This window comes from Chryseobacterium carnipullorum, from assembly GCF_900142785.1.
Lineage (GTDB): Bacteria > Bacteroidota > Bacteroidia > Flavobacteriales > Weeksellaceae > Chryseobacterium > Chryseobacterium carnipullorum.
The window spans coordinates 62,536-88,181 of record NZ_FRCD01000009.1; the positions used below are offsets into that span (position 1 = coordinate 62,536).

26 protein-coding genes and 1 tRNA gene are annotated in these 25,646 nt (G+C 37.4%); 16 read left to right on the plus strand and 11 right to left on the minus strand.

The features are described from left to right. Positions 1–174 precede the first annotated feature (174 nt). From BUC06_RS11445 to BUC06_RS11465, 5 genes are all read left to right on the plus strand, one after another. Positions 175–654, plus strand: a complete 480-nt coding sequence (locus tag BUC06_RS11445; RefSeq protein WP_073333994.1) for a hypothetical protein — start codon at positions 175–177, stop codon at positions 652–654. 203 nt (positions 655–857) lie between these two features. Continuing rightward, the gene (locus tag BUC06_RS11450; RefSeq protein WP_073333996.1) at positions 858–1,700 is read left to right on the plus strand and encodes a prephenate dehydrogenase; all 843 of its coding nucleotides are present in this window, start codon (positions 858–860) and stop codon (positions 1,698–1,700) included. Positions 1,701–2,140: 440 nt separating this feature from the next. Beyond that, the gene (locus BUC06_RS11455; RefSeq protein WP_073333999.1) at positions 2,141–2,413 is read left to right on the plus strand and encodes a DUF2089 family protein; all 273 of its coding nucleotides are present in this window, start codon (positions 2,141–2,143) and stop codon (positions 2,411–2,413) included. 10 nt (positions 2,414–2,423) lie between these two features. Next, entirely contained in the window at positions 2,424–3,005 is a 582-nt protein-coding gene (locus BUC06_RS11460) for a YIP1 family protein (RefSeq protein ID WP_073334002.1), read from the plus strand. A gap of 5 nt (positions 3,006–3,010) precedes the next feature. Beyond that, on the plus strand, positions 3,011–4,645 hold the full coding sequence (locus BUC06_RS11465; RefSeq protein ID WP_073334005.1) for a serine hydrolase domain-containing protein: 1,635 nt from the start codon (positions 3,011–3,013) through the stop codon (positions 4,643–4,645). Between the two features lie 90 nt (positions 4,646–4,735). On the opposite strand, the gene BUC06_RS11470 is transcribed toward BUC06_RS11465, so the two are convergent. Continuing rightward, positions 4,736–6,154, minus strand: a complete 1,419-nt coding sequence (locus BUC06_RS11470; RefSeq protein WP_073334007.1) for an L-serine ammonia-lyase — start codon at positions 6,152–6,154, stop codon at positions 4,736–4,738. Positions 6,155–6,346: 192 nt separating this feature from the next. Here BUC06_RS11470 and BUC06_RS11475 point away from each other — a divergent pair, with 192 nt between their 5' ends. Together BUC06_RS11475 and BUC06_RS11480 are read left to right on the plus strand one after the other, a co-directional pair. Continuing rightward, positions 6,347–6,925: a Crp/Fnr family transcriptional regulator gene (locus BUC06_RS11475; RefSeq protein ID WP_073334010.1), complete on the plus strand. Its 579-nt coding sequence runs from the start codon at positions 6,347–6,349 to the stop codon at positions 6,923–6,925. Between the two features lie 60 nt (positions 6,926–6,985). Further along, a complete protein-coding gene (locus BUC06_RS11480; protein ID WP_073334012.1) occupies positions 6,986–7,609 on the plus strand; it encodes an FMN-dependent NADH-azoreductase in 624 nt (207 codons plus the stop codon). A gap of 86 nt (positions 7,610–7,695) precedes the next feature. On the opposite strand, the gene BUC06_RS11485 is transcribed toward BUC06_RS11480, so the two are convergent. The 6 genes from BUC06_RS11485 to BUC06_RS11510 all read right to left on the minus strand — a co-directional run bounded on the left by BUC06_RS11485 (position 7,696) and on the right by BUC06_RS11510 (position 13,273). Beyond that, entirely contained in the window at positions 7,696–9,039 is a 1,344-nt protein-coding gene (locus tag BUC06_RS11485) for an ammonium transporter (protein WP_073334015.1), read from the minus strand. 107 nt (positions 9,040–9,146) lie between these two features. After that, positions 9,147–9,788, minus strand: coding sequence for an alpha/beta hydrolase (locus BUC06_RS11490; RefSeq protein ID WP_073334018.1), 642 nt, complete (start codon positions 9,786–9,788; stop codon positions 9,147–9,149). A gap of 336 nt (positions 9,789–10,124) precedes the next feature. After that, entirely contained in the window at positions 10,125–10,754 is a 630-nt protein-coding gene (locus BUC06_RS11495; protein ID WP_073334019.1) for a YceI family protein, read from the minus strand. A 78-nt stretch (positions 10,755–10,832) separates the two neighbouring features. Then, entirely contained in the window at positions 10,833–11,399 is a 567-nt protein-coding gene (locus BUC06_RS11500; RefSeq protein ID WP_073334021.1) for a YceI family protein, read from the minus strand. Between the two features lie 145 nt (positions 11,400–11,544). Further along, positions 11,545–12,594, minus strand: a complete 1,050-nt coding sequence (locus BUC06_RS11505) for a glucokinase (RefSeq protein ID WP_073334022.1) — start codon at positions 12,592–12,594, stop codon at positions 11,545–11,547. A 115-nt stretch (positions 12,595–12,709) separates the two neighbouring features. Beyond that, positions 12,710–13,273 carry a hypothetical protein gene (locus BUC06_RS11510; protein ID WP_073334024.1) on the minus strand — a complete coding sequence of 188 codons (564 nt, stop codon included), beginning with the start codon at positions 13,271–13,273 and terminating at the stop codon, positions 12,710–12,712. Between the two features lie 238 nt (positions 13,274–13,511). Between BUC06_RS11510 and BUC06_RS11515 the strand changes: the two genes are divergently transcribed. Together BUC06_RS11515 and BUC06_RS11520 are read left to right on the plus strand one after the other, a co-directional pair. Beyond that, complete coding sequence (locus BUC06_RS11515; RefSeq protein WP_073334026.1) at positions 13,512–14,891, plus strand: DUF1800 domain-containing protein; 1,380 nt, start codon at positions 13,512–13,514, stop codon at positions 14,889–14,891. Positions 14,892–14,998: 107 nt separating this feature from the next. Then, a complete protein-coding gene (locus BUC06_RS11520; RefSeq protein ID WP_073334027.1) occupies positions 14,999–16,183 on the plus strand; it encodes a DUF1501 domain-containing protein in 1,185 nt (394 codons plus the stop codon). Between the two features lie 147 nt (positions 16,184–16,330). Here BUC06_RS11520 and BUC06_RS11525 read toward each other — a convergent pair whose 3' ends face one another. Further along, positions 16,331–17,713 (minus strand): RtcB family protein, encoded by a 1,383-nt coding sequence (locus BUC06_RS11525; RefSeq protein WP_073334029.1) that lies wholly within the window; start codon positions 17,711–17,713, stop codon positions 16,331–16,333. Positions 17,714–17,853: 140 nt separating this feature from the next. On the opposite strand from BUC06_RS11525, the gene BUC06_RS11530 reads away from it, so the two are divergent. The 3 genes from BUC06_RS11530 to BUC06_RS23810 all read left to right on the plus strand — a co-directional run bounded on the left by BUC06_RS11530 (position 17,854) and on the right by BUC06_RS23810 (position 19,783). Next, positions 17,854–18,186 (plus strand): HopJ type III effector protein, encoded by a 333-nt coding sequence (locus tag BUC06_RS11530; protein WP_073334030.1) that lies wholly within the window; start codon positions 17,854–17,856, stop codon positions 18,184–18,186. 167 nt (positions 18,187–18,353) lie between these two features. Continuing rightward, positions 18,354–19,373 (plus strand): helix-turn-helix transcriptional regulator, encoded by a 1,020-nt coding sequence (locus BUC06_RS11535; RefSeq protein WP_073334032.1) that lies wholly within the window; start codon positions 18,354–18,356, stop codon positions 19,371–19,373. Positions 19,374–19,645: 272 nt separating this feature from the next. Continuing rightward, the gene (locus tag BUC06_RS23810) at positions 19,646–19,783 is read left to right on the plus strand and encodes a hypothetical protein (protein ID WP_164466284.1); all 138 of its coding nucleotides are present in this window, start codon (positions 19,646–19,648) and stop codon (positions 19,781–19,783) included. Positions 19,784–19,866: 83 nt separating this feature from the next. Here the strand turns inward: BUC06_RS23810 and cobC are convergent, their stop codons facing one another. Further along, positions 19,867–20,421 (minus strand): alpha-ribazole phosphatase, encoded by a 555-nt coding sequence (cobC, locus tag BUC06_RS11540; RefSeq protein WP_073334033.1) that lies wholly within the window; start codon positions 20,419–20,421, stop codon positions 19,867–19,869. Then, on the minus strand, positions 20,406–21,188 hold the full coding sequence (locus BUC06_RS11545; RefSeq protein WP_083564058.1) for an adenosylcobinamide-GDP ribazoletransferase: 783 nt from the start codon (positions 21,186–21,188) through the stop codon (positions 20,406–20,408). The genes cobC and BUC06_RS11545 overlap by 16 nt, the downstream gene beginning before the upstream one ends. A 161-nt stretch (positions 21,189–21,349) precedes the next feature. Here BUC06_RS11545 and BUC06_RS11550 point away from each other — a divergent pair, with 161 nt between their 5' ends. Next, the gene (locus tag BUC06_RS11550) at positions 21,350–22,375 is read left to right on the plus strand and encodes a hypothetical protein (protein ID WP_073334035.1); all 1,026 of its coding nucleotides are present in this window, start codon (positions 21,350–21,352) and stop codon (positions 22,373–22,375) included. A 108-nt stretch (positions 22,376–22,483) separates the two neighbouring features. Here the strand turns inward: BUC06_RS11550 and cobT are convergent, their stop codons facing one another. Further along, positions 22,484–23,491 (minus strand): nicotinate-nucleotide--dimethylbenzimidazole phosphoribosyltransferase, encoded by a 1,008-nt coding sequence (cobT, locus tag BUC06_RS11555; RefSeq protein WP_073334037.1) that lies wholly within the window; start codon positions 23,489–23,491, stop codon positions 22,484–22,486. A 341-nt stretch (positions 23,492–23,832) separates the two neighbouring features. Here cobT and BUC06_RS11560 point away from each other — a divergent pair, with 341 nt between their 5' ends. From BUC06_RS11560 to BUC06_RS23815, 3 genes are all read left to right on the plus strand, one after another. After that, on the plus strand, positions 23,833–24,582 hold the full coding sequence (locus tag BUC06_RS11560; protein ID WP_073334039.1) for a nucleotidyltransferase domain-containing protein: 750 nt from the start codon (positions 23,833–23,835) through the stop codon (positions 24,580–24,582). 20 nt (positions 24,583–24,602) lie between these two features. Further along, positions 24,603–25,250, plus strand: a complete 648-nt coding sequence (locus BUC06_RS11565) for a hypothetical protein (protein WP_073334040.1) — start codon at positions 24,603–24,605, stop codon at positions 25,248–25,250. Between the two features lie 257 nt (positions 25,251–25,507). Continuing rightward, a tRNA-OTHER gene (locus BUC06_RS23815) sits at positions 25,508–25,640 on the plus strand. Positions 25,641–25,646 lie beyond the last annotated feature (6 nt).

The window sequence follows — 25,646 nt, forward strand, 5'->3', positions numbered from 1 at the left end:
CAGTTGAAATTGACCGTTATTTTACGTATTAAAAAGTAATCCCTAAACAAAAATTCAACTGATATTCAAAACTTTATAAAAACAAACATTTTAAAATTACAGACTGAGTCCATTTCAAAGATGAATATTCATTATTTTTGAACCACTCTAAAAAGTAAATTTAAAATTCCATCAATGAAAAAAATAAGTTTCGTCTGCCTAAGTCTGTTAATTTTTACAGCCTGTCAAAATGATTCCAAAAAAGAGCGTACTGAGACCACAGCAACTACAAAGGATACCATCACTGCAAAAGCACCTTCAGCAAATACCATCACTCCGCAAACGAAGGAAATTCCCACTTTGAAAGAATGCACGGAAAAACAGGTTGAATATGAAACCGAAGTGGAATGTATCTTTAAAAATAAAGACGTTAATGAAGTCTACCAAGCTACCATAAAAGATCAGGAGATAGAAAAAGCAGAACTTTTACTGCCGGACCTTCCCAAAGAAAATACCACCAAAGAAATCAATAAAGACGGCCTGTTGTCCATCAGCTACACGGTTTCTCCAAAGAAAACAGAGATTGAGTTTCAGTTTGAAGGCGGAGTAACGACCTTAAGTCTTGAGCAAATGAATAAAGACGTTAAAAGAATCATTATTCACAGCGCAGATTAAGCCGGAGAAGAAACACCGTAATAATTTAAGTCAAAAATATCTTGAGTTTAAAAAAATGTTTTATACCTTTGCTCTGTGAATTTCAATAACACGACATATTATTATAGAATTTTTAACTCAGATCTGGGATAGGGATTCTTATGAACATAAACATATAAACCTCGTCCTAGGACGGGGTTTTTTATTTTAAAAAATTTAAAAAGATGAAAATAAGTATTATTGGTGCAGGTTTAATCGGAGGTTCAATGGCTTTAAAATTAAGAGAAAAAGGCATTGCAGATTTTATCTATGGAATTGATAACCATCAGCAGCATATCAGTAAAGCACTGGAACTTAAAATTATTGATGCAGGTACAGATCTTGAATACGGGGTTAAAAATGCTGATTTTATCATCATTGCCGTTCCAGTTGATGCAGCCAGAAAGTTACTTCCTGATGTTCTGGATTTAATATCTGAAGACCAAACTGTAATGGATGCCGGATCTACAAAAGCAGGGATCGTGAATTCAGTTAAAGACCATCCGAAACGTTCCAGATTTGTAGCTTTTCACCCGATGTGGGGGACAGAAAACAGTGGTCCTGCATCTGCTGTTTCCGACAGTTTTTCAGGAAAGGCAGGCGTTATCTGCAACAAGGAAGAATCGGCACCCGACGCTCTTCAGTTGGTCGAAAAAGTGGCAGAAAACCTTGATATGCACCTGATCTACATGAATGCCGAAGATCACGACGTTCATACAGCTTATATTTCTCATATTTCCCACATTACGTCTTACGCTTTGGCCAATACTGTTTTGGAAAAAGAACGTGAGGAGGAAACGATTTTCCAGCTTGCCAGTTCCGGTTTCTCCAGTACGGTACGTCTTGCAAAATCGCATCCGGAAATGTGGGTTCCCATTTTTAAACAAAACAAAGAAAATGTTCTGGACGTTCTGAACGAACATATTACCCAGCTTAGAAAATTTAAGGCTGCACTAGAAAAAGAAAACTATGAATACCTTGAAGAACTTATTACCAATGCCAACAGAATCAGAGGAATATTAAGGTAAATCAGAAGTAACCAATATTAAAATACAGGAAGCTGAAAGAAGGAGACAAGAGATAAATAACCACCTTGACTCCTTCTTTTCAGCTTTTTATTTTAACCACTATCCTTTTAACTTCTCCTTGAAGATCGGGCCAACTCAACAGAAGCAAAAATTCTTGAGTACTTAATCTACCCTCTCAAAAAATATTTCACGGATCCTCACGAACAATTCAATAAAAAACGTGACAATTCCCCTCCTCCGAAGGGGTGGCGAAAATTCAAAGAATTTTTGACGGGGTGGTTGAATCTTTTAGTTCATTACTCACCCGCCCTCTAATTCTTTCTCTCCTTTCACCATTAAAATCCTGGACTTTCAGATCATTTCATAAAAAAATTTTAATAAAATTAAAAAACATTTTAACTTTATTAAAAAAAGTATTACTTTCGTAAAAAATATAATCAATGAAACTTCCGACGGTTTGCCCAAGTTGTGACAGTACTTTAAACGTAAGTCAGATGAAATGCCCGAGCTGCAAAACAGAAGTCAGCGGCGATTACGAACTTCCCGTTCTTCTCAAGTTGAACCGTGAAGAGCAGGAATTTGTTCTGAATTTCTTTCTTTCCAGCGGAAGCATCAAAGAAATGGCCAAACAAGCCGGACTTTCCTATCCGACCATGAGAAATAAAATGGACGACCTGATCACTAAAGTAGGACAACTAAAAACGAACCTCTAAACTCAACAAGATGAACTGGAAAACCATATTTAATCCTTTTGAAAGATTTGATGATAAATTGCTGCTAGGTATTGGCATATTAGCAACAATTTTGGCTATTTTAGTGGGTTATTGGACAGGTACCTATTTCAGCAGTATTTATAGGATTAACAGTTTAGATAAGGTGACATTCCAGGCTGTTGCTATTCCCACCTTAATCAGTTTTTCGTCTGCCATAGCCGTTCTTTTCATTTTAGGTAAAATTTTAAACAGCAAAACACGGCTTATTGATATTGCCAATACCGTATTAATTTCACAGCTTTTGCTTGTTATTCTTCAAGCCACAGACAAAATATCTTTTATAAAAGAGGCTCCTAAAAAAGTGATCGCGCATCAGAAACACCCTTCTGATCCGTTACCTGTTTTAGACATTGCCATTATGCTCACAATGGCATCAGTCACTATTATTATTTTGATCTATAGTATAACCCTTTATTACAATGGCTTTAAAACAGCAACCAATATCAAAAAATGGCAGCATATCGTACTTTTTGCCGCGGCATCTATGATCACGACTTTGATATGCCAAATATTACTATCTAAATACTTCTAAACATCATGAAAATCAAATTTTTATTGGTGCTGGTTTTTCTGGCACACCTTTGTCACGCCCAAATTGAAGGCACCTGGAACGGAGAAATCGACACCCAGATGATGAAACTACCCTTGATACTGAAGATCAAAAAAGGTCCGGAAGGCTATTCCTCTCTGCTCAACAGTCCCAAACAGAGCAAAAATGATATCACTGTAGACCAAACGGCTTTCAAGAATAACGAACTTAGTTTTAGCATCAAAAAAATCAATGCCAGTTATAAAGGAGTTTTCAAGGAAGATCATTTTGAAGGGAACTTTACCCAGAATGGGAAAATACTTCCTTTAGACCTATTCAGACATCTTCCTGTTTCTAAAAATTCTGACGTGCCTTATCTCAATGGAAAAGCAATTAATAAAGAAAAAATAGATGATTTCCTGAATTATATTGCTGAGAAAAACCAGGGAATCGGCAGTGTATCTATTTTCAGAAACGGCATTCAGGAATACCATAAAGATTTCGGCCAACAGCAATTAAACAATGTGACCTATGATAAAGACACGCAATATCAAATAGGGTCTGTCAGTAAAATGATTACAGCAGTGATGCTGATGCAGCTGGTTGAAAGCGGGAAGCTTAAACTGGATGAAAAACTCTCAAAATATTATCCCGAGATCCCCAACGCTAAAAAAATCACCATAAAACAAATGCTGAACCACACCAGCGGATTGGGCGATTATGTAGGTGAAGAAAAAGATAATTGGCTTTTCGGAAAGGCGGTAGGTGATAAAGCCATTGTTGCGGAGATCAAAAAACAGGGCGGCAGCTTTGAACCGGGAAAGAAAACCAAATATTCCAATTCAGCTTATTTTCTACTCAGCAGAATTCTGGAAAAAATTTCCGGTCAACCTTATAATATCCTTTTAAAGGAAAATATCCTGAAAAAAGCAGGAATGCACCATACTTTTTCGGTACTGGACCATCCAAAGAATGTATTTAAATCTTACAAATTCACAGAGGGTAGCTGGAAAGAAGTTCCTGATTTTGATTTCCACAATTGTATTGGCTTAGGAGATATTGTCTCTACGACAGAGGATATGAATACTTTCATTGATGCTTTATTCACCGGAAAATTCATTAAAAAAGAAACTCTTGAAATGATGACTTCCAATAAAGAGGAGAAGTTCTTCGGAACCGGAATCATGAAAGTGCCTTTCTACAAAATTATTGCCTACGGACATGGTGGTGATACAGCAGGATCTCACTCTATTCTATCGTATGAACCGAATGATAAACTCTCTTTTGCAGTGACCATTAACGGAGAAAATCTGTCCCATAATGATCTGTATCTTGGTATTTTAAATCTTTTATATGGAAGAAATTACCAATACCCATCTTTTGACGCAGAAAAATCAGATCCCGAACTAAAACAATATGAAGGAGAATATGAATCAAAAGAAATCCCGATTCCTTTGACTGTATTTTCTAAAAACGGATCTTTATTTGCGCAAGGAAAAGGACAACAGGAATTCCCTCTGGAAAAGATGGAAAAAAATAAATTCCAGTTTGAAAAAGGCGGTATCACCATTCTCTTTATTCCTGAAAGCAAACAAATGCAACTCATTCAGAAAGGAAAAACCTATCTGTTTGATAAGAAATAAAAGCATAGCCATAAAAACACGCTATATATTCAAAAGAAATCCTTAGGTTGCGGCCTAAGGATTTTATATTTCAAAACAAAATGCTTTCTTTTAACATTCAGGAACGTTCACTGCAATAGCAAGTCCGCCTTCTGACGTTTCTTTAAAACGGTCACTCATTGATAAAGCCGTTTCCCACATGGTTTGAATCACTTCATCTAAGGTTACTTTCGCTTTGGAAGGATCACTTTCTAAGGCAATATTGGCTGCTGTGATCGCTTTCATGGCGCCCATTGTATTTCTTTCGATACATGGGATCTGTACAAGCCCTTTGATTGGGTCACAAGTAAGTCCGAGGTGATGCTCCATGGCAATTTCTGCCGCCATTAATACCTGACCGATGCTTCCTCCTAAAATTTCGGTAAGCCCTGCCGCTGCCATCGCCGATGATACCCCGATTTCGGCCTGACATCCGCCCATCGCAGCAGAAATGGTTGCATTTTTCTTGAACAGCGTTCCGATTTCTCCGGCAACCAGTAAAAACCTCACAATATCATCTTCGCTTACACATTCTGTAAATGCCTGCGAATACATTAATACTGCCGGAATAACACCACTGGCTCCATTGGTAGGTGCCGTGATAATTCTTCCGAAACTCGCGTTCTCTTCATTCACTGCTAATGCAAAACACGCGATCCATTTATTGATATTGGTAAAGTTTTCTTCCGCATCCACAACCAGCTTAAACCATTCGTCGATATTTTTATAGATCTTATCTCCTAAAAGTTTCCTGTTGATTCCTGCGGCCCTTCTGGTTACATTTAAACCTCCGGGAAGGATACCTTCTTTATTGACTCCTTTATAGATACATTCTTTAATATTTTTCCAGATATACAATGCCTGTTCTCTGGTTTCTTCAGGAGTTCTCCAGCTTTCTTCATTGATCATGATCAGATCTGAAAATCTGCTGAATCCCAGTTTTTCACAATATTTTACAATATCTGAACCATGATGACAAGGATAAAGTGTACGGACACAGTGTTTTTCTATAGAGTTTTTCTCCTGGCTGGCAATAAAACCACCTCCTACAGAATAGAAATCCTGAACAAGCTCGGTTCCGTCTTCAAAAACAGCTCTGAAAATCATTCCGTTAGGATGAAAATCAAGGGATTTCTGCATATTTAAAACCAGATGATGCCCGTAGATAAAAGGAATTTCTTTTTCTCCACCCAGATTAATGATCTGGTCACTTTTGATCTTCGCTATTTTTTCATCAATTTTTGAAGTATTGATGGTGGTAAAATCTTCACCATTCAATCCAAGCATTCCGGCAATATCTGTCCCATGTCCAATTCCCGTTTTAGCTAAAGAACCGAAAAATTCAAGAAAAACTTCCTTCACTTCCGCGATGGATCTTTCCCTTTTTATAATTCTGATAAATGCAGAAGCTGCATTCCAGGGACCCATTGTGTGCGAACTGGAAGGGCCTATTCCTACTTTAATAATCTCAAAAACCGATATTGATTCCATAGATGATTCTTCATTTTTCCTCGAAAACAAAGATACATGATAAATCCCAATAAAAGCATCCCGGGATCTTAGAATTAATACTCCTTAACGCGGCATCAGATGCCTTTATAATAAGTATTTTTGTAAATTAGCTGATCCGTGTTGTCTTCTAAACCTGTTGATATCAATTTTCTATCCTTTTAATCATTTTGAATGGAAACATTAATTAAGAACATTTTAAAGCATGTAAGGTTAAGTCCGGAGGAAATTGCCATTTTTAAAAATTTCTGGACAGAAAAAACATTGGAAAAAGGCGAATTTCTTCTAAGAAACGGTGAAACCTGCCGATATGACAGTTATATTATTTCAGGGGTTTTAAAAGCTTTTTGCATCAATTCAGATAATGGAAATGAGGAAATCCTTTTCTTAGCTATTGACGATTGGTGGGCTACCGATATCTCCAGTTTTTCTAAACAAAAAGCATCCATTTACAATATTCAGGCCGTAGAAAAAACAAATCTTTTACAGATCAGTCATCAGAATTTTCAAAAAATGCTGCAGGAAATTCCTTCTCTGGAAAGATACTTCAGGATTATTTTAGAAGGCTATCTGGGAACTCTTGAGAAGAGAATTGTCTGGAACCACATGTACAAAGCGGAACAGAAGTATTATGATTTTCTCGAGACCTATCCTGATATTGTTTCCAGGGTTCCTCAATATTTAATTGCTTCCTATTTAGGTGTATCAGCAGAATTTATAAGCAGAATACGAAAAAAAAATAAATCCTCTTGAACTAGATCAATTTTTAAGGACTGAATAATCAGGAATTTTGTCGCTATAAAATTGACAGTAATGAAAGTATTGATTATTAATGCAAGTGTAAGAAATGAAAGATCTTACAGCCGAAAATTGACCCAACTTTTTGTTGAAAACTGGAAAACCAGATATCCCGCAGATGTATTTACGTACAGAGAAACGGGGATTGACAGTATTCCCAATATTAACGAATCTTGGATTGCAGGAGCATTTAAAAAACCGTCAGACAGGACAGAAGAAAACCAAAAGTCATTACAGGTAAGCAATGAGCTGGTCCAAGAGCTCAAAGAACATGATATCTATGTCATTGGAACTCCTATGTATAACTGGTCTGTTCCCAGTGGGCTAAAAGCTTATATAGATCAGGTAATGCGGATCAATGAAACCTGGAAATTCAGGTCAGCAGTTCCGGATGGCGACTACGTAGGTTTGCTTGAAAACAAAAAAGCATTTATACTATCTGCCCGGGGCGATACAGGATACGGAGAAAATGAAAAAAACGGACATATCAATTTTCAAACCACTTATCTGAAGCATATTTTCGGAATCATGGGAGTCAAAGATATTTCCATTTTTTCATTAGATAATGAAGAGTTTGGGGGCGAAGTCTTTGAAAAATCTAAACACAAAATTTTCAACGCTATCCAATCCATTGAATAAAATGAGAAAAACATCCTTCTTAATTGAGTAATTTCAATCAGGGCATAAGGCGTAAATCCGAATGCCCTGTTTACTTCTAGCAAACATCACTTGAGACTTTCCTCATGCTGGGAAAGATCGAGCCCCATAGACTCTGCTTCTTCAGAAACTCTGAGGGTAATAATAGAATCTGTAATCTTATACAAAAGCAGGGAACCAAAGAATGTGAAAACCGAAACAAGAGCCAGAGCAATCATATGATGAGCAAAAACTTCAATTCCTCCATGAAGAAGACTGGCATTTTCACCGTGGGCAAATACAGCCGTGAGGATCATTCCCATAATCCCACCTACTCCGTGACAGGCAAATACATCCAGCGTATCATCTATTTTTTTCAGCGCTTTCCAGTTCATCATGAGATTAGAAACGATCGCCGCTGCAAATCCTATAAAAAGACTTTCCGGAATGCTGACAAAGCCACAACCGGGAGTAATTGCTACCAGCCCTACAACCGCTCCGATACACGCCCCCAATGCAGAAACACTTCTCCCGTTGATCCGGTCAAAAAAGATCCAGGTCATCATGGCGGAAGCTGATGCAATCGTAGTGGTTCCAAAAGCCATAGCTGCCGATGCATTCGCGCTGAGTGCTGATCCGGCATTAAACCCAAACCATCCGAACCAGAGCATTCCGGTTCCTAAAAGGACATAAGGAATATTGGAAGGTTCATGGTGAGGATTTTTTCTGTTCCCTAAAACCATCGCACCAGCCAAGGCTGCAAAACCGGCACTCATGTGGACCACAGTTCCACCCGCAAAATCTTTTATGCCAAAATATTTATTTAAAAGTCCGTCCGGATGCCATACCATATGACAAAGTGGTGTATAAATGAAAATGCTGAAAAGCACCATAAACAAAAGATAAGAGATAAAACGTACGCGTTCTGCAAAAGAACCGGTAATCAACGCAGGTGTTATAACGGCAAATTTCATCTGAAAAAGGGCAAAAAGAACAAACGGAATCGTAGAAGCCATTGCTTTGTGAGGCAGCACTCCCACCCTGCTGAAAAATGGATAACTTAAAGGGTTTCCGATGATTCCGTAATGAACCCCATCCACTTCAAAACCTAAAGAATCCCCGAAAGATAAAGAAAACCCTACAACGACCCACAAAATTGAAATAACACCCAGGGCAATAAAGCTTTGGAGCATCGTGGAAATCACATTTTTTTTCCCTACCATGCCGCCGTAAAAGAAGGACAGTCCCGGGGTCATCAGAAGGACAAGACCTGCTGCTGCCAGAATCCATGCGACATCTGCGCCTACGATTTTATCTTCACTGAGGAACTCTCCCGTATTGGGGAAATCAACGATCGGGCTCCAGAATAATCCTCCGAACGCCACAAGGGTAATGACTGAGAAGGAAACGATCCATTTTAAACCAATTTTCATACAATTTATATTTAACCCTATCAAAATTAAATATAAATTTTATAAAAACACATGTTTTCAAATTTAAACCCCTAAAAAAAATACACTAAATCGTAAATTTTATCATTTCAAACAAAAACCTCCTTCAATATTTTGGATACTTCCTTGTGTTTTGTGGCCGGAAAAAGATGCGTTCCTCCTTTGATGACATAATCCGGTTTTGAATATTTAATAGGAAATACAATATCTTTATCTCCTAAAATCTGGATAACCCCCGGAATTTCCTCAAATTTCCATTCTGAGACCTTTTCCACAGACCACTTCAGATAGTAGGGATCCCGAACCTGAAAGTATTGAAGAATTTTTGGATTCTTCGGATCAAACAACTTTCTCACTACAGAATAAACATTCGCCGCTTTGTCATTGAACATCCCTGTAGGAAGTATTCTCGGAATTTTTGTAATCTCCCCTGTCCTGATCAATTTAGATTTTTCTTTATCTGACCTGATGCTTCCCATGATAACCACTTTTTGGGCAGGTTTAAGTTTATTGATCTCCTGAACCATAATCCCACCAAAAGAATAACCCAGCAGGCAAAACGGCTCTGAATCATCTACTTTCTCCGCCATTCTTTCAACATAGGAATAAAAGGGCTCATTTTTGTGGGGAATAAGCCAGTCTATAAAAATCAATTCACAGTTCTCGGGAAATTCCAGTCTTTCCAATACTTTAAAGTCTGCTCCGAGGCCACTTACTACATAAATTTTCATAGGACTAATTTAGGAAAAACGAAGGAAAAGAAACAGATTAAATTTGACATGTACCGCATTTTTAATTTTTAAGAATACGGGACGTTTTAGAATATAAAGAGAGATTTTGCTTTAACTGTATGCTTTTGTAACGCAAAGTTTTTGCCTTAGTCTTTATAACAAGGAAAGCAAAGAACTGCCGCTGCACCAATAACTGAGTTATCGAATCATGTGATTGCTCAAGTTGTTTAACCTATTATCTATTTCTTCCAGCAGCCCGTTTTATCAATCCATTAAAGGCATAAAAAATGGGCAGTTTATAAAAACTGCCCATCGTATTTTGATAGTATATCTTACCTATTTCTTTTTCTTCACAGGAACCCTGTTATCATTATCCAGTTTTTCTGTAGAAACTTTGAATTGGAAATCCATTTCATCCTTGATGAAGTAATCTTTCAGCGAAGACTGGTAGAATACTTTAAAGTCTCTTCTGTTTAATGAGAATTTAGCAGATTCAATCACCACTGTAAACTGAGTTACATAAGCATTCGCCGGGAAGGTGATCGTTTTTCTTACTCCTTTGATGGTAATATCACCATATATCGTTGAATTGTACTCACTGTTTGCTAAAGGAATTATTTTAGTCAGGTGGAATTTCGCGATCGGAAATTTTTTAACTTCAAAGAAATTGGTGCTTTTCAATTCGTTGGTAAGCTTGATTTGATCTTCTTCGGAAATATCTCCCGCCATCATGCTTCTCATATCTATAATAAACTCTCCGTCTACCAGAACTGTTTTATCGAAATTGAATTTTCCGCTTTTCAGCTTTACCGTCCCTGAATGCGAAGAAGCCTCAGTTTTAACGACTTTATATCCCCACCACCTGATCTCTGATGAAGTCACTTTTGAAACCTTATCAAATTTCCTCTGTGCAGAAACAAATGATATGCTCGCGCACACCATAGCAAACAATAGTAATCTTTTCATTCTTTTTTATTTACAATTCAACAAAAATAAAAAAAAGTGTAGAACTTCTACACTTTTAACAATCTTTTTTTGATTAAATTATTTAGCAGTCACCTTTACAATCATTTCGATGTCATCTTTCACAAAAACATCTTGCATTGTAGATTTGTAAGCAACGTCGAATTTCTGTCTGTCGAAAGCGAATTTATCAGAAACCAGACTTACCACTCCTTTGCTGTAAGCAATCTTTGCTGGGAAAGTGATTGGGCTTGTTTTTCCTTTCACGGTAAGGTTTCCTGTTACTAAAGAGTTGTAAATCTTATCGCTGTTTTTCTTTACAGAAGTGATTTTGAAAGAAGCAGTAGGGAATTTTTCAACTTCGAAGAAGTCACCGTTCTTAAGGTGTCCGTTCAATTTCTGCTGATATTCTCCTGAAAGATCAGTTGCGTTGATAGAAGTCATATCCAATACAAAGCTTCCTCCTACAAGATTATTTCCTTTCATGATCATATCTCCGGACTTTACTTTTACCGTCCCGTCATGAGAGCTTGCCTCAGATTTAGCTACTTTGTATCCCCACCAGTGAACATCAGACGCTACTACTTTTTTTGACTGTCCGAATGCCAAACCGCTGGCAACAACTGCTAATAAGAATATTTTTTTCATTTGAATAAAGTTATTTACTTGTTTAATGCTGCAAATGTAGCCAACTTATCCGATAGATTTCATTGATGTATATCAATAAAAGTAATTATTTTTATGAATAATATCATCCCATAAAAAAACTCCGAAAGTTTCGGAGTTTTGTATTTTAATTTTGATAATAAGCGGTGTACAATGCGGCGCCTTTCAATGCGGTATGGTTTTGTTTAACCAGATAGATCGGCGTGCTTTTCAACAGCTCTTCCATCTTGTCACTTATTTTAAACTTATCATAAAATTTTCCCTTGTCTATATATTCTCTGATGGTCTGTGGAATATCTCCGGAAATCAATAATCCTCCGGTCGCTTTAAGCTTCAGCACAAGGTTGTTCGCCTCTCTTGCCATGAATTCTATAAAGGTATCTAAGGCAATTTTACAGATGAGTACGTCTTCCTCTACGGCAGCTTTGTAAATCTCCTGAACGAAATTCCCTCCAGAAATACGTTCTGCCAGCCATTCCGGCTCAGGATGTCTTTTTACGTCTCTTAAGAATCTGTAGATATTGAAAAGACCTGTTTTAGACAGTACGTTCTCCCAGCTTACAATACCATAGATATTGTTCAGGAACTGATAAAATTCAACTTCTACATTCGTTCTAGGAGAGAATTCTGAATGTCCACCTTCTGTGGCGAAAGGTCTCAGGTATTTCCCGTCGAAGAAATATCCTGCTTCCCCCAGTCCGTTTCCGGGAGCAAGGATGGCTACATTTCCTTTTTCAAGATGACCACTGGTATAGATCGGATCCAAATCATTATCTTCCAGAAGTCCCATTCCATAGGCAGAAGCTTCAAGGTCATTCAGCATATCCGCTTTCTCAAACCCGAAATCTCTGGTATATTCTTCAATATTTAAGTCCCAACCTAGCCTTGCAGGACTGCTTTTCCCATCAATTACTGGTCCGGGAACAGCTAATGAAAGACGTTTTACATTCTCCAGCTGATTATCCTGAATGAATTTTCTTAATATATCAGAAAATGACGCATAGTCTTTCGTACTATAGTCATTCTGAATTTTTATCTCAAGACCTCCGTTACCGGAAACAAAATAGCCTAAGATGGTTATATCTTCACGGAGACTTGCTCCAATGATTGTCACATGATCATTATTACTGTTCTCTACTCCTGGTAAATAAAGCGGAAATTTTGGATTCAAAATCATAACCTCAAATTTTATCAAATATAATAATAGTTTTCGTAAATCCTGTAGGGAAGCAAAAAACCTTTTCATTTTAATAAAAAGGTTTTGGCTAATAATTGTTTATATATAAATCTAACTACTTTCCTAATGGAATATTGTATCCGAAACCAAGTCCGATATTCCCCACATTATAGTCCTGTCCAGCGATATCGCCTTTATCTCCTACAAAAACTTTTTGGTATTGTACGAAGAAATTCCAGTCTCTGTTGTGGTATCCGATCTCTGGTTTGATGTAGAAACCTCCGTCTGGTCTGTCGGCAGAACTGTTGGAAGCTACTTTTTTATCCCCTACAAGGAAACCGTATCCTAAGTCTGTTCCAAAGTAGAAACCAGTCTGTTTAGGATAAATTCTGATTAAAGCTCCTACAGGAACTACCCCTACGTCATTGTTATCATAACCGTTGTTACTTTTTCCAAAATAATGAGTATATCCTGTTGCAATACCTAATCCAAATCCTGGAGTGATCAAATTCTGATATGATACATCCACTCCTGCAGCTGCAGAAAGATTATCTGAAGGAACTGCTAAACCAACATTTGCACCTACCTTGATCATATTGTTCATCTTTGAGCTTTGTGCACTTGCGACACCTGCTGTTAAGATTCCAGCCATTAATATTGTTTGCTTTAACATTTTCATAACTCTAATTTTAAATTTTACTAATCCAATAAGATGTAAAAATCGTGCCAAGGGAAGTTTAGCGTTGGATTTTAACACCAAAACCAAATACAAAACAATGATTATCAATATGTTAATTTATATTAAAATTAAATGATTGTTTAAGTTAAATCTTAAAATTCATACGATTGCGAATTCTTAACCGTTATCATTTTAACCTTTATCTCTCTTTATCATCAAAAAATTAAATTCTCTTAACATGGCCGACTCACTTTTACACAATAAACATCTTCTTTGGCGTGCCGGTTTCGGAGCTGGAATCAACCAGATCGGGAATCTGAAAAATATCAGCTTAAAAACGCTTGCTAATGAATTATTTAAAGAACAAAAATATACAGAAATCAACTATGACACGCCTGATACTGTAATTTCAGATGATATGATGGACAGCAGAACTCCGGCTGATAAGAAAAAGGAAATGCAGCGGATCATCAGGGAACAAAGCAATGAACTGAACCTGAATTTTCTGAATCAGATGGTGAACAGCAAGGATCAGCTGAGAGAGAAGATGGCTTTTTTCTGGCACGGACATTTTGCATCGAGGGTCAACAATTCAAAATTCAGTAAACAGCTTTTGAATACGATCAGAAAGAATGCGCTGGGTAATTTTAAAGAACTCCTTTTCGAAGTGAGCCAGTCACCTGCCATGCTGAATTTCCTCAATAATCAGCAGAACAAAAAAGATCATCCGAATGAAAACTTTGCCCGCGAAGTCATGGAACTGTTTACGATGGGAAGGGGAAATTATACGGAAAAAGACATCAGAGAAGGAGCCAGAGCATTTACGGGCTGGGGATATGATAAAGAGGGTAATTTTAAAGAGCGAAAAAACCTTCACGATGACGGAACCAAAACATTTCTGGGAAAAACGGGAAACTTCACCGGAACCGATATTTTAAATATCATCCTTGAACAAAAAGCGACTGCTGACTTTATTACGACTAAAATATATAAGTTTTTCGTGAATGAAAAGGTAGATGAGAATATTGTAAACCAATTGAGTACGAATTTCCATCAATCAGGATATGACATCAGAAAACTCATGTCTGATATATTTTCGAGTTCCTGGTTTTATGATAAAAAAAATATTGGAAACAGAATAAAATCTCCGATAGAACTAATGGCTGGAATGATGCGGATGCTCCCAATGAACATTCAAAACCCGGAAAACCTCATCGTTTATCAGAAACTGCTTGGCCAGATGCTTCTCTATCCGCCGAACGTTGCCGGATGGCCCAACGGAAAATCATGGATAGACAGTTCTACCCTGATGGTCAGACTTCAGATTCCGCAAATATGGTCCGGATTGCGCCCTTTGGAATACAGTCCGCGACAGGATGATGATATCGACATGGGCATGAAATCGCGTGAAACAGCCATGAACAAATCGTTTAAAAACCCTAATATTACGATTGACTGGGCTAGGCTGGAAAAGGTTTTTGCCGATAAAAACTGTGAAGAATACCTTATTCAGAATACCAAAACTCTCGATATGGATTCTGTGAAGAATTTTTCGGATAAGAGTATTAAAATGAATATTATCAATCTGATGTCTACGCCGGAATATCAGTTGTGTTAGATAGCAGATCAGTGAATAAAAAACATCCACCATTAAAAAAACGCAGTCAAGCCCTGCCACCTGTCACCTGCAAGCTGCCACCTTTAATTTAACCTAAAAACAAAATTATGCTAATCAAAAGAAGAGATTTCCTCAAAATAAGTTCATTAGCTACTGCATCGCTGATGATGCCCAATTTTCTGAAAGCCATGACATTGAATGACGCTCTTGAGCCGAATCAGAAAATCCTTGTTGTGCTTCAGTTTACGGGTGGAAATGATGGTTTGAATACGATTATTCCGTCAAAAAATGACATTTACTTTAAAGAAAGAAACCATATTGCCATTAAAGATTCTTTACCATTGAATGACGAAACGGGAATCAATCCGGCGTTGTATTATTTTAAGGAACTATACGACAATGGTGAACTTTCTGTCATGAATAATGTAGGGTATCCCAATCCGGATAAATCTCATTTCAGAAGTATGGACATCTGGCATTCTGCCAGTAAAAGTGACGAATTTCTGGAAACAGGATGGCTGGGACGTTTTCTGGATGAAGAATGCTACCGATGTGAACATCCCACCCAGGCACTGGAAGTAGATGATATGCTGAGTCTGGCACTGAAGGGAGAAAACAATAAGGCCTTTGCATTTAAAGATCCCAAAAGGCTTTATCAGACCAGTCAGGAGAAGTATTTCAAATCTTTATATGATCACCATCACGATGATGAAACGGTTTCTTATTTATACCAGACGCTGGGCTCCACCATCAATAATGCAGAGTATATTTTTGAAAAAAGCAAGTTAAAAAAGACGGATCAGACGTATCCCAATTCACAACTGGGAAAGGATTTTAAAACGGTGGCATCCTTAATCAAGTCTGACATCAATACTCAGGTTTATTATCTTTCTGTGGGAAGTTTTGATACCCATGTGAACCAGAATGAAAGACAGACCAAGCTGTTCAGCGACATTAATGAAGCGGTAAAGTCATTTGTAGCTGATCTGAAAAGCAACGGTATTTTCAATGATGTTCTGCTGATGACTTTTTCAGAGTTCGGGCGTCGGGTCGCTCAGAACGCGAGTAACGGAACGGATCACGGGACAGCCAATCAAATGTTTTTTATCAGCGGTGGTCTTAAAAAGAAAGGAATGCTCAACGCGCTTCCGGATCTGCAGAAACTAAATGAAGGGGATCTGATCTATACCGAAGATTTCAGAAAAGTGTATGCTACGATTCTCAAAAACTGGCTGAAGGCAGATTCTTCCAAAGTATTAGGCTGGAAGAATGGAATCTATGATTTTATATGATCGGATTTAATAAAACTGCCACTCTGATCCTATGAATCAAAATGGCAGTAATTTAAGATGCATCTCTGCTAAATATGGGAATTTCTCCCGCAGATTTTACAGATGACGCAGATGTTTGCGTTGTATTTTGTCTTCTTTGATATTACTTTATGCTTTTCTATATTTTTTCTTTTTCTTCCACGGTGCATTTTTTCCGACATCTCCTGCCATAATACATCCGTAAGGCATCACCTCATCAAGGACTTCACAAAGTCCGTATTCTTCAATCTGTGCTCTTACGTTTTTAGCACTTTTATAAGCGGTTGGCAGTTCGGAGATATCAATTTCATTGGAGAAAAAACGGATATCAAGTCCTTTGGTTTCTTCATCAAAGATCTCTTCAATTGTTTTATGGGCCAATGACTTTTTATGCTGCGTTCTGCTGAAATTTCTTCCGGCTCCGTGCGGCGCAAAACCAAGATTTCTTTCATTTGTTTTTCCCTGAACAATCAAAACGGGCTCTGACATATTTAGTGGGATCAATCTCGGTCCTGTGATATCCGGCATAAATTTATCATCCAGAGGAGTGGCTCCTTTCGCATGATAAAACAGATCACCATCTTTGAAAACGAAGTTATGCTCATTCCAATATCTATCCTGCTTTTCAGTCCCCAGTTTATTTAAAACTGCATCATGAATATTGATATGATTTTCCTTCGTCCATGTTCTGATGAGCTGAAGGGCTCCCCAATAAGCCTGTCCTTCTTCAGTATCGAAAGGGATCCATGCATTTTCTCTCAAGGTTTCCGGAGATATATCCTGTCTGAAACGATTGGCCACTTTCATTCCCTTATCATAGAGAGCAGCACCCGGAGCTCTTGATCCATGATGGGTAACCAACATCGTATTTCCTGTATTTTTGGACGTTCCAACGAACAGGAAATGGTTTCCGTCTCCCTGAGTTCCCATATGAGAACGGGCAATACTGATCAGTTTTTCATCACTTAAGAAGTAGTTTTCTCTGAAAGCATCCATCAGTTCCTGAGACATCGGCATCTGCTCTCCTCTCGGTCTTCCTCCATATCCGAAATGCGTCACTGAATGAGCTGCATCCAGCACTTCTTTAGGATCAGCATCTCCAAAATCCGTCAACATCACAGAACAACAGATATCTGCGCTATGAAATCCAGGGTGAATGGCATTTTTAGCCACAACCACTCCACCTACGGGAATCAATCCTTCGGGACCTGTAGGACAGGCATCCGGCATCAGAGCACCGGCCGTCAGCGTAGGTGTTTTCATTAATACTTTCATCGTGTTGATGACTTTTTCCACATTATCAGTTTCACTTTCATGCTCAGCTCTGATGTTGATGATAAAATCTTTTGCGGTTTCATGAAGGGGAATGATATCGGGCTGCTTAAACTGATCAAGATATTCTTTGATCTGAACTTCGTCCAGATTATTTTCGTTGATATGTGTAATGGCATCTTTAAACCATTTGGCTGGTCTGTACCCTAATTCAATCAGGTGATTTCCGTTAAATTCCATTTGTATTGTCATTTTGATAGTGCAAAGTAATACCACAAGTGCGCAATAATTCTGCGTAGATAAAATTATTTTAATTATTTTTGTCAAAAAGTGGAGAAAGCCATCGCTTATTACAATTCAATTCTTAAAATTAAAAAATTATGTTAGTAGAACAACTCAAAAACAATCCTGAAGCCATTCAGTTTAAAGAAGTTATTGCCTATATCGATGAACACTATGATTTTACCCCTACAGAGTTTAAAAATGGTACTACGGTAAATGAAGCGGGTCAGAATAACGGTTCATGCAAAGTCTTCAGTTTTGCAAAGCTTCAGGGACTTTCAAAAGAGCAGGTACTTCCCCTTTTCGGAGAATTTTACAGAGAAGATGTTCTGCAAAATCCTGAAGGAATGGATCATCAAAACATCAGAAACTTTATGGAATATGGGTGGAAAGGTGTTTCTTTTGAGGGAGAAGCATTGAAAGAGAAATAGTTTTAGATAAGTGAATGGTGAATTTGCTTCGCAAGGGAATCATAAATTATGAAAACGATAAAAAAATTGACGTGCGAAGCAAAATTCACCATTCACCATTCACCATTCACCATTCACTATTCACTATTCACAATTGACATTTCACCCATCCAAAAAACCACACCACCATGTCATCCAATAAAAACGCACTGATCCGTTACAAAACATTAGACAAATGCCTTAAGAACAAATACCGGAAGTATACGCTGGAAGATCTTATTGATGCGTGTTCTGATGCTCTTTTTGAATTTGAAGGAAAAGAATCTTATGTCAGCAGGAGAACTGTTCAGCTTGACCTGCAAAATATGCGAAGTGAAAAATTCGGGTATGAAGCGCCGATTGAGGTATATGAAAGGAAATACTACCGATACAGCGACTCTGAGTACAGTATCCACAATATTTCCGTGAATGAAAGCGATCTGAAAGCGATGAATAATGCTGTTCAGATCCTGAAGCAGTTCAAAGATTTCTCTATGTTTAAAGAGATGAACGGGGTAATTCAGAAACTGGAAGATTCCATCCATTCTACAGGCCAGAAATCTATTATTCATCTGGATAAAAATGAGCAGCTGAAAGGGCTTGAACATATCGACATTCTTTACGAAAGTATCTCCAGCAAAAAAGTTCTGAATATTCTCTACCGAAGTTTTACTGCCAAAGAATCCAGCAATTATGTGGTTCATCCTCAACTTCTGAAGGAATTCAATAACCGCTGGTTCCTGATCTGTCAGCATAAAGGCAAAATGTACAATTTAGCCCTGGACCGTATGGAAAGCATTAGCATAGAAGAAAATGTTGTGTATATTGATAAAGATCTGGATGGTGATGAGTATTTTAAAGATATTGTCGGAGTAACCGTTTCGGATACGATGGCTCCAAGAAATGTCATTTTCTTTGTAGACTCTCACAATGCCCCGTACGTGAAAACAAAACCCATCCATAAAAGTCAGGAAATCATCAGCGAAACAGAAAAAGGCACATTATTTAAGGTCTGTGTACAACTTAACTTTGAACTGGAAAGACTGCTGCTTGGATTTGGAGATTCTCTGATCGTTCACAAGCCAAGAAAACTGAGATTAAAACTGCAGGCTAAGTTTAGGGCGGGATATAAAAATTATGAGAATTTAAAAATTCCGGATGAGGACTAATTTAATTCTTCCTGAGTTTTTTAACCGCAAAAGAGATATTTTTAAGTTAAATACTTTGCGAATAGGGAGCTCACTTAAGTTTTTTGAAAATCAAAGATTTTCGTGATGACAAAAATTTGCCGGAGTGAAATTCCCCTTCCGTGGAGGGGTGGCGAAAATTCAAAGAATTTTTGACGGGGTGGTTCAAAGTAAACTTTAAAACACTTACCACCACTAATAATTTCAAAATGGCTCAGAAATTGTATTAATCTGCACATTAAAAAAATCATACTATGAAATCAAGAATATTTAAAGCATTGATTGCAATTATAGCGCCTATTGCGATAGAGTATATCGTAAAAAAGATATCTGAGAAATTAGATAAAAAAGAAGAAGATAAAGGAAATGGTCCAAAGCAGATTACTGCTTAAAACCTGAAAGTAGTTAGAATTTAATTTTATTGAAAAGAGGCCGTCACTTATGTGTACAGCCTCTTTTTTTATTTTTTATCGAATCATCCGTTCAGCTTCTTCACAGAAAAATTTCCTTCATTCACCTGAATAATCACTTTCTTTCCGTAGTCGATCTGTATCTTAAATAAATTCTCCAAAGGAAACTCTAAAATTGACTGTATAATCAGACGGATGACTCCGCCGTGGGTAACAAGTAAAGCTTTATCCATATTGTTCTCGGCAGTAAATTCATTCCAAAAGCTCATTACACGAGCCTTCATATCGAGCAGACTTTCTCCTCCGGCAGCTTTTACATTGACAAAATCGTAATACCAGGGATTGATTTCTTCTTCGGGAATATCAGTCCATTTTTTCATTTCCCAGCGGCCGAAATTCATTTCCCGAAGCCTTTCATCTGTCTTATAATTCAATTTAAAATGTTCTGCCAAAAGGGTACATCTGCCGGAAGGACTTGAAATTACGTGATCAAAATTTTCATCAAGATCCAAAGCTCTAAAATCTTCAGCAAAATTATTTCGTAAAGGAATATCTGAAAAACCATAGCACAGATTCTCAGGATTTTCTACAGCTGTATGTCGGATTAAATGAATTTCCATACGATCATTGTTCCTAAATAAAACAAAACTTCGCAAACCTGCTGTACAGAGCCCAGACAATCTCCGGTATATCCTCCGATCTGTTTTTTAAAATACCATCCCATATAGATTTTTCCTAAGTAGGCCAGTGTAAAAGCGAAGATCAGACGCCAGTCCGGAATAAGAGCAAAAGCAACCAGAACACTTATAAATCCTGTTACTAAGGCAGTCCCTTTCAAAGGTTTATTGGCTAGAGGCTTAGATTTGCTGGTATCAATATCTGTTACATACTCATGAGTATAGATCATCGTTCCCGAAATAAACCGGCTTGACGTATGAGCCAGGACGATAATACCCAAAACTTTAAACAAATCTACGGTTCCCAGCGCCTGAATACTGTAAAACTTCAGTGCAAACAGAAGAACAATACCAATCGTTCCGTAGGCTCCTACTCTGCTGTCTTTCATAATGGTAAGGATCTTTTCTTTTCCATATCCCCCTCCGAAACTGTCACACATATCCGTGAAACCGTCTTCATGAAAAGCCCCGGTCAGCAAAACACTGCCAATCATCATCAGAACAATACCTGTTTCCAGATTAAAAAGCTGAACCGATAAATATAAAATCAACGCATTAATCAATCCCACCAGCAATCCTACCGAGGCGAAATATTTTTGAGATCTATTCATAATCTCACTTGAATACGGAACCTTAAAAGGAACCGGGATTCTCGTAAAAAACATCAATGCAGTGGCGAAATAGGTTATTTCGTTTTTTATGACTTTCATCTATCTTTATTAAAGGTCAGTAAAATTAACAATATTAAATCACTATTTGCCATTAAAAGATCAATAGGAAAATGGAAAACATGAGGGTTATCATCTGCAATAACTACTTTTTACTTTTGTAATATTTTACTTTTGCCAACTGATAACCTTAAAAAAAACAAATGAAAAAAGCTTATTTTGCCGGATTATGCCTTATATTCCTGGCAAGCTGTTCAGGTACTAATGACGATCTGCTCAATTCTAAAGAACAAGATCAGTTGCAAAGTCCTGACAAACTGAATAATAAGAATGAATTAGCGCGAGGGGGTTTCAGAGATCCTTCAACTCCCACTGAAGATACTCCTCCCAGCGGGATATGGTCTACCTCTATCTACATCACCAACACGATTTATGGTTTTTACAGTAATTACACCAAAAAATATCTGTACGGAAATTCTCCTTTAGCTTCCGAACTTCCTAAATCATACCCTGGCCTTGGTTTTTATGGTATGGATAGATTCTTAGGATCAGCTGATGGAAATGGTCCTGTCATTTCAAGTTGGTTCAATACAGTTAATAATGATTTGGTATTAACGACCGACCCTAATGAGTTGAACGGACAAAGTCACTGGCAGAAAAAAGATGTCGGAACAAGCTATAATGGTGATGAACCCGGAAGTTATCCAATTTACAGATATTCCAATTCCAGTAACAAGACTCACTTTTACACCCGGGATTATAATGAATTAGGAAATGGAAAAGATGGATTTGTCTATGAAGGAATTTCTTTCTACTTAAAAGAATCAGGACCTAAACCTTTCAGAGTTCGTGACGGAACTTTCTTCGAGGATAATAAAACAGGAGCGGTATATATTGTATTTGAAAGTACCTTAAGACGTATTGATTCCTGGTCCGTTGTTAATGGATTATTTGATTTTAAGCCTAACCCAAGAAACGGTAAGCCCAAAGATTGGCTGATATTGAAAGTTGATATTGAAAATTATACAGGTACCAGAGGAGCTGACATCAATTCATCCACTCAACTCGTACAAAATACTGACGGCAAAATGTATATGGTAGACGACGGATTATACAGATACATTCCTACCACTCAAATATTCAATACCTATAATTTTAATGAAGATGCTGTTCAGCATAAATATGTACGAATGATGTTCACAGGTAAAGATATTGCCAAAACCTATTAATAGAGTTAGTTAAATAATAGACAAAGGGGCTTCATTGCCCCTTTTTTATTTTCAGAAAGTTCATTTTGTAATGGCACTACACTGGTTAGATAAGTCATAGAAAAAAGTTTAAGATGGCTTATTGGAAACATGAGCGTCTTCGAAACTTGACATTTCATTCATAAAATTAACCGCACTCTGAATCAGTGGATAAGCCAGTGCGCAACCTGTTCCTTCTCCCAGACGTAAATTCAGATTGAGTAATGCTTTCTGTCCTAATAACCCGATCAATTGAAGGTGAGCTTTTTCATCACTTACATGACAAAAGATACAATGATTGATTATTTCAGGATTCTTTTTCCATGCAGTGGCTACCGCAACGGTTGCAATAAAGCCATCTACCATGATCAGCATATTCTGATGAAAAGCCTCTTCCATGGCCCCTATCATCTGGGCAATTTCCAGTCCTCCAAACGTTTGAGCAATGTCATCAGGAGCTGATATCCCCGGATACTTTTCTATGGCAGCAGACAAAATATTGATCTTGTTCTGTAACTGATCATCATTCAGACCTGTTCCACGTCCAATACAGCTCACAATCGGTAAATCAAACAATTGACTCATCATCAGAGAAGAAGCAGACGTATTTCCGATACCCATTTCACCGAAACCAATGATATTGCATCCGGTCTCAGCAATCTCAGCAACAACCGATCTTCCATTTTCCAACGCCTGCTGATATTCTTCAACCGTCATGGCAGGTTCCTCAAGGATATTACGGCTTGATTTCCTGACTTTTTTATCAATCAATTCCAAATCTTCAGGAAAATCGAAATTCACTCCGGCATCCACAATCTTAATGGCTATATGATGCTGTCTGCAAAACACATTGATCGCTGCCCCTCCACCCAAAAAATTCATCACCATCTGGTAGGTAACTTCCTGCGGATAGGCACTTACGCCCGCTGTCGCAATTCCATGGTCTGCTGCAAAAACGACTAGATGCGGGTTTAAAAGTTCCGGCGCAACCGTTTTTTGAACCATCCCGATCTTATGAGCCAAATATTCCAAATGGCCCAATGCTCCCAAAGGTTTCGTTTTAAAATCTATTGTATGTTGTAATTGTTCTGCTAACATTGATGTACAGATAGTTTTAGTTAAATTATGAAGTTGCAATATTAGTGAAATTAGGGAGAATGGGAAGAAGGAAGATGGGAAGATCAGAGACACGAGATTTCAGACATGAGACTCTAGGTTAAGGAAAAGATTGAGATTGAGCAAGATTAAGGATCATGTCGACAACTATTTTTTATATTTTGAAAATTTATCGCCTTAACTATTTTTACCCCCTCATCCAACATCTACAAAATCGTAAACTCTAAAACGCTACAACTCTCAAACTCAAAATCCGAATCCGAACGCCACAACGCAAAAACACTGCGCACTGCTACTTTTACTTTGCATTAAAATTGAACAACATGACACCAAAAATACTTGAAAAAATAAGAGAAATAGAGGCCGAACGAGGGATAGAAGTCCTTTTAGCCGTAGAATCCGGAAGCAGAGCCTGGGGTTTTGCATCGCCGGACAGCGATTATGACATACGTTTTATCTACAGACATGAAAAAGATTGGTATCTTTCTCCCTGGGATAAAGACGAGACAATAGAATTCATGACTGAGGATGATCTTGACGGTTCCGGATGGGATCTTCGAAAGACTTTTCATCTTTTGCTAAAATCGAATGCGGCTTTATTGAGCTGGTTTTACTCGCCTATCGTTTACAAAAAGAACGGGAAGTTTGTAGAACTTTTTACTCCCATAGCAGATACTTGTTTTTCGCCAATAGCCGTTTCTTACCACTATCTGAGCATGAGTAAAAAATATCTGGAAGCCTGCAGAAGCGATGAAGTGAAACTGAAAAGTTATTTTTACTGTTTAAGAACCGCATTGACCGGAAAATGGATCATCGAAAAAGGAACGGTTCCTCCGGTTTTATTCAGTGAATTGCTGGTTTTAGTTGATGATTTTACTAGAAATAAAATAGAAAATCTTGTTGCTTTAAAAGCTACAAAAGGAGAATCTTATTATCATTCTAATGACTGGGAATTGTTTGGATTTCTGGAAAGTATGGTTAAGGATAATGAAGAAAAAGCTAAGAACTTGACTGGAGGAAAAGTGGATAAAGGTGAGATGGAGAGGGTTTTCAGGGAGATATTGGCACTATAAATAGTTATGAGTTATCAATAATGGGAATATTTGATTTTTTTAAATGGAAAAGTAGATCTTCGGTGTTCAACAGTGAGATCAAAGCTCCTGAATCTGTTATTCATCCTTTTACAAAGCAATGCCAGCTTTTAAAGGAGGAATTTGGTTTGGTCATTCCCCAGTCTTCTATTGACTGCCTGATTCGTTTCAATCTTCCGGTAGACAACTATTATTACAGTCTTTTTTGGCATTTTAAAAATGATTTTCTTGAAGTTTTTTATAATGAAAAATTTATTCAATGGGTTGTAAACCGCTATAAAGAAGTATATGGTGCAGATGCGGATTTGAAAATCTTACAGGAACAATTAGACGAGGCAAAATTTGAGTTCGATCTAAAGAATGATTCCTTTCAAAGCAATATTATTGACTTTGATCTCATCAATCAATGCTATGCTGAATTTAAAGCTTCCGGTGAAAAACTTATGATCACGATTAATTTCGATTATGAGAATCTGATCCTTAACACAGAAATGAAAGGATATGTAGGTCAGAATTATCCCAGTTTTAATGGACTTTATAAAACAACGGCTGGCATACAATATAAACAGCTGGAAGATTTTAAATTACTGGAAGATATTATCCAAAATTTACTGGATGAAAAAGAGAAAAATAAGAACTTTCCTTTTTAACAGAATCTGATATTAGAAATAAAATTAGTTTACCCAACTGACTCCTATAAATAAAGAAAGTTCCTTTTTTAAGGGACTTTTTTTGTTTAAGCAAATTTCTAAATCTTACTTCCTAAAATAAAATTAAAAAAAATAATTAATACACACAAAATCAAATATTTATAAAAATATTTATTTTTTCTCAATTATTTTTTTTATAAAATAATTCTACGCAAAAACATTGCGCACTCATACTCTTACTTTGCATCATCAATAAGGAGGCTGTAGCTCAGATGGTAGAGCAACGTAAAAACACTTTATACTAATTTTAATCTGCTTAGGCAGGTGTGATCCATAAAGTTACTTCGCTTTTCACGCCGTAGGCCGCCGGTTCGAGTCCGGTCAGCCTCCCTGATT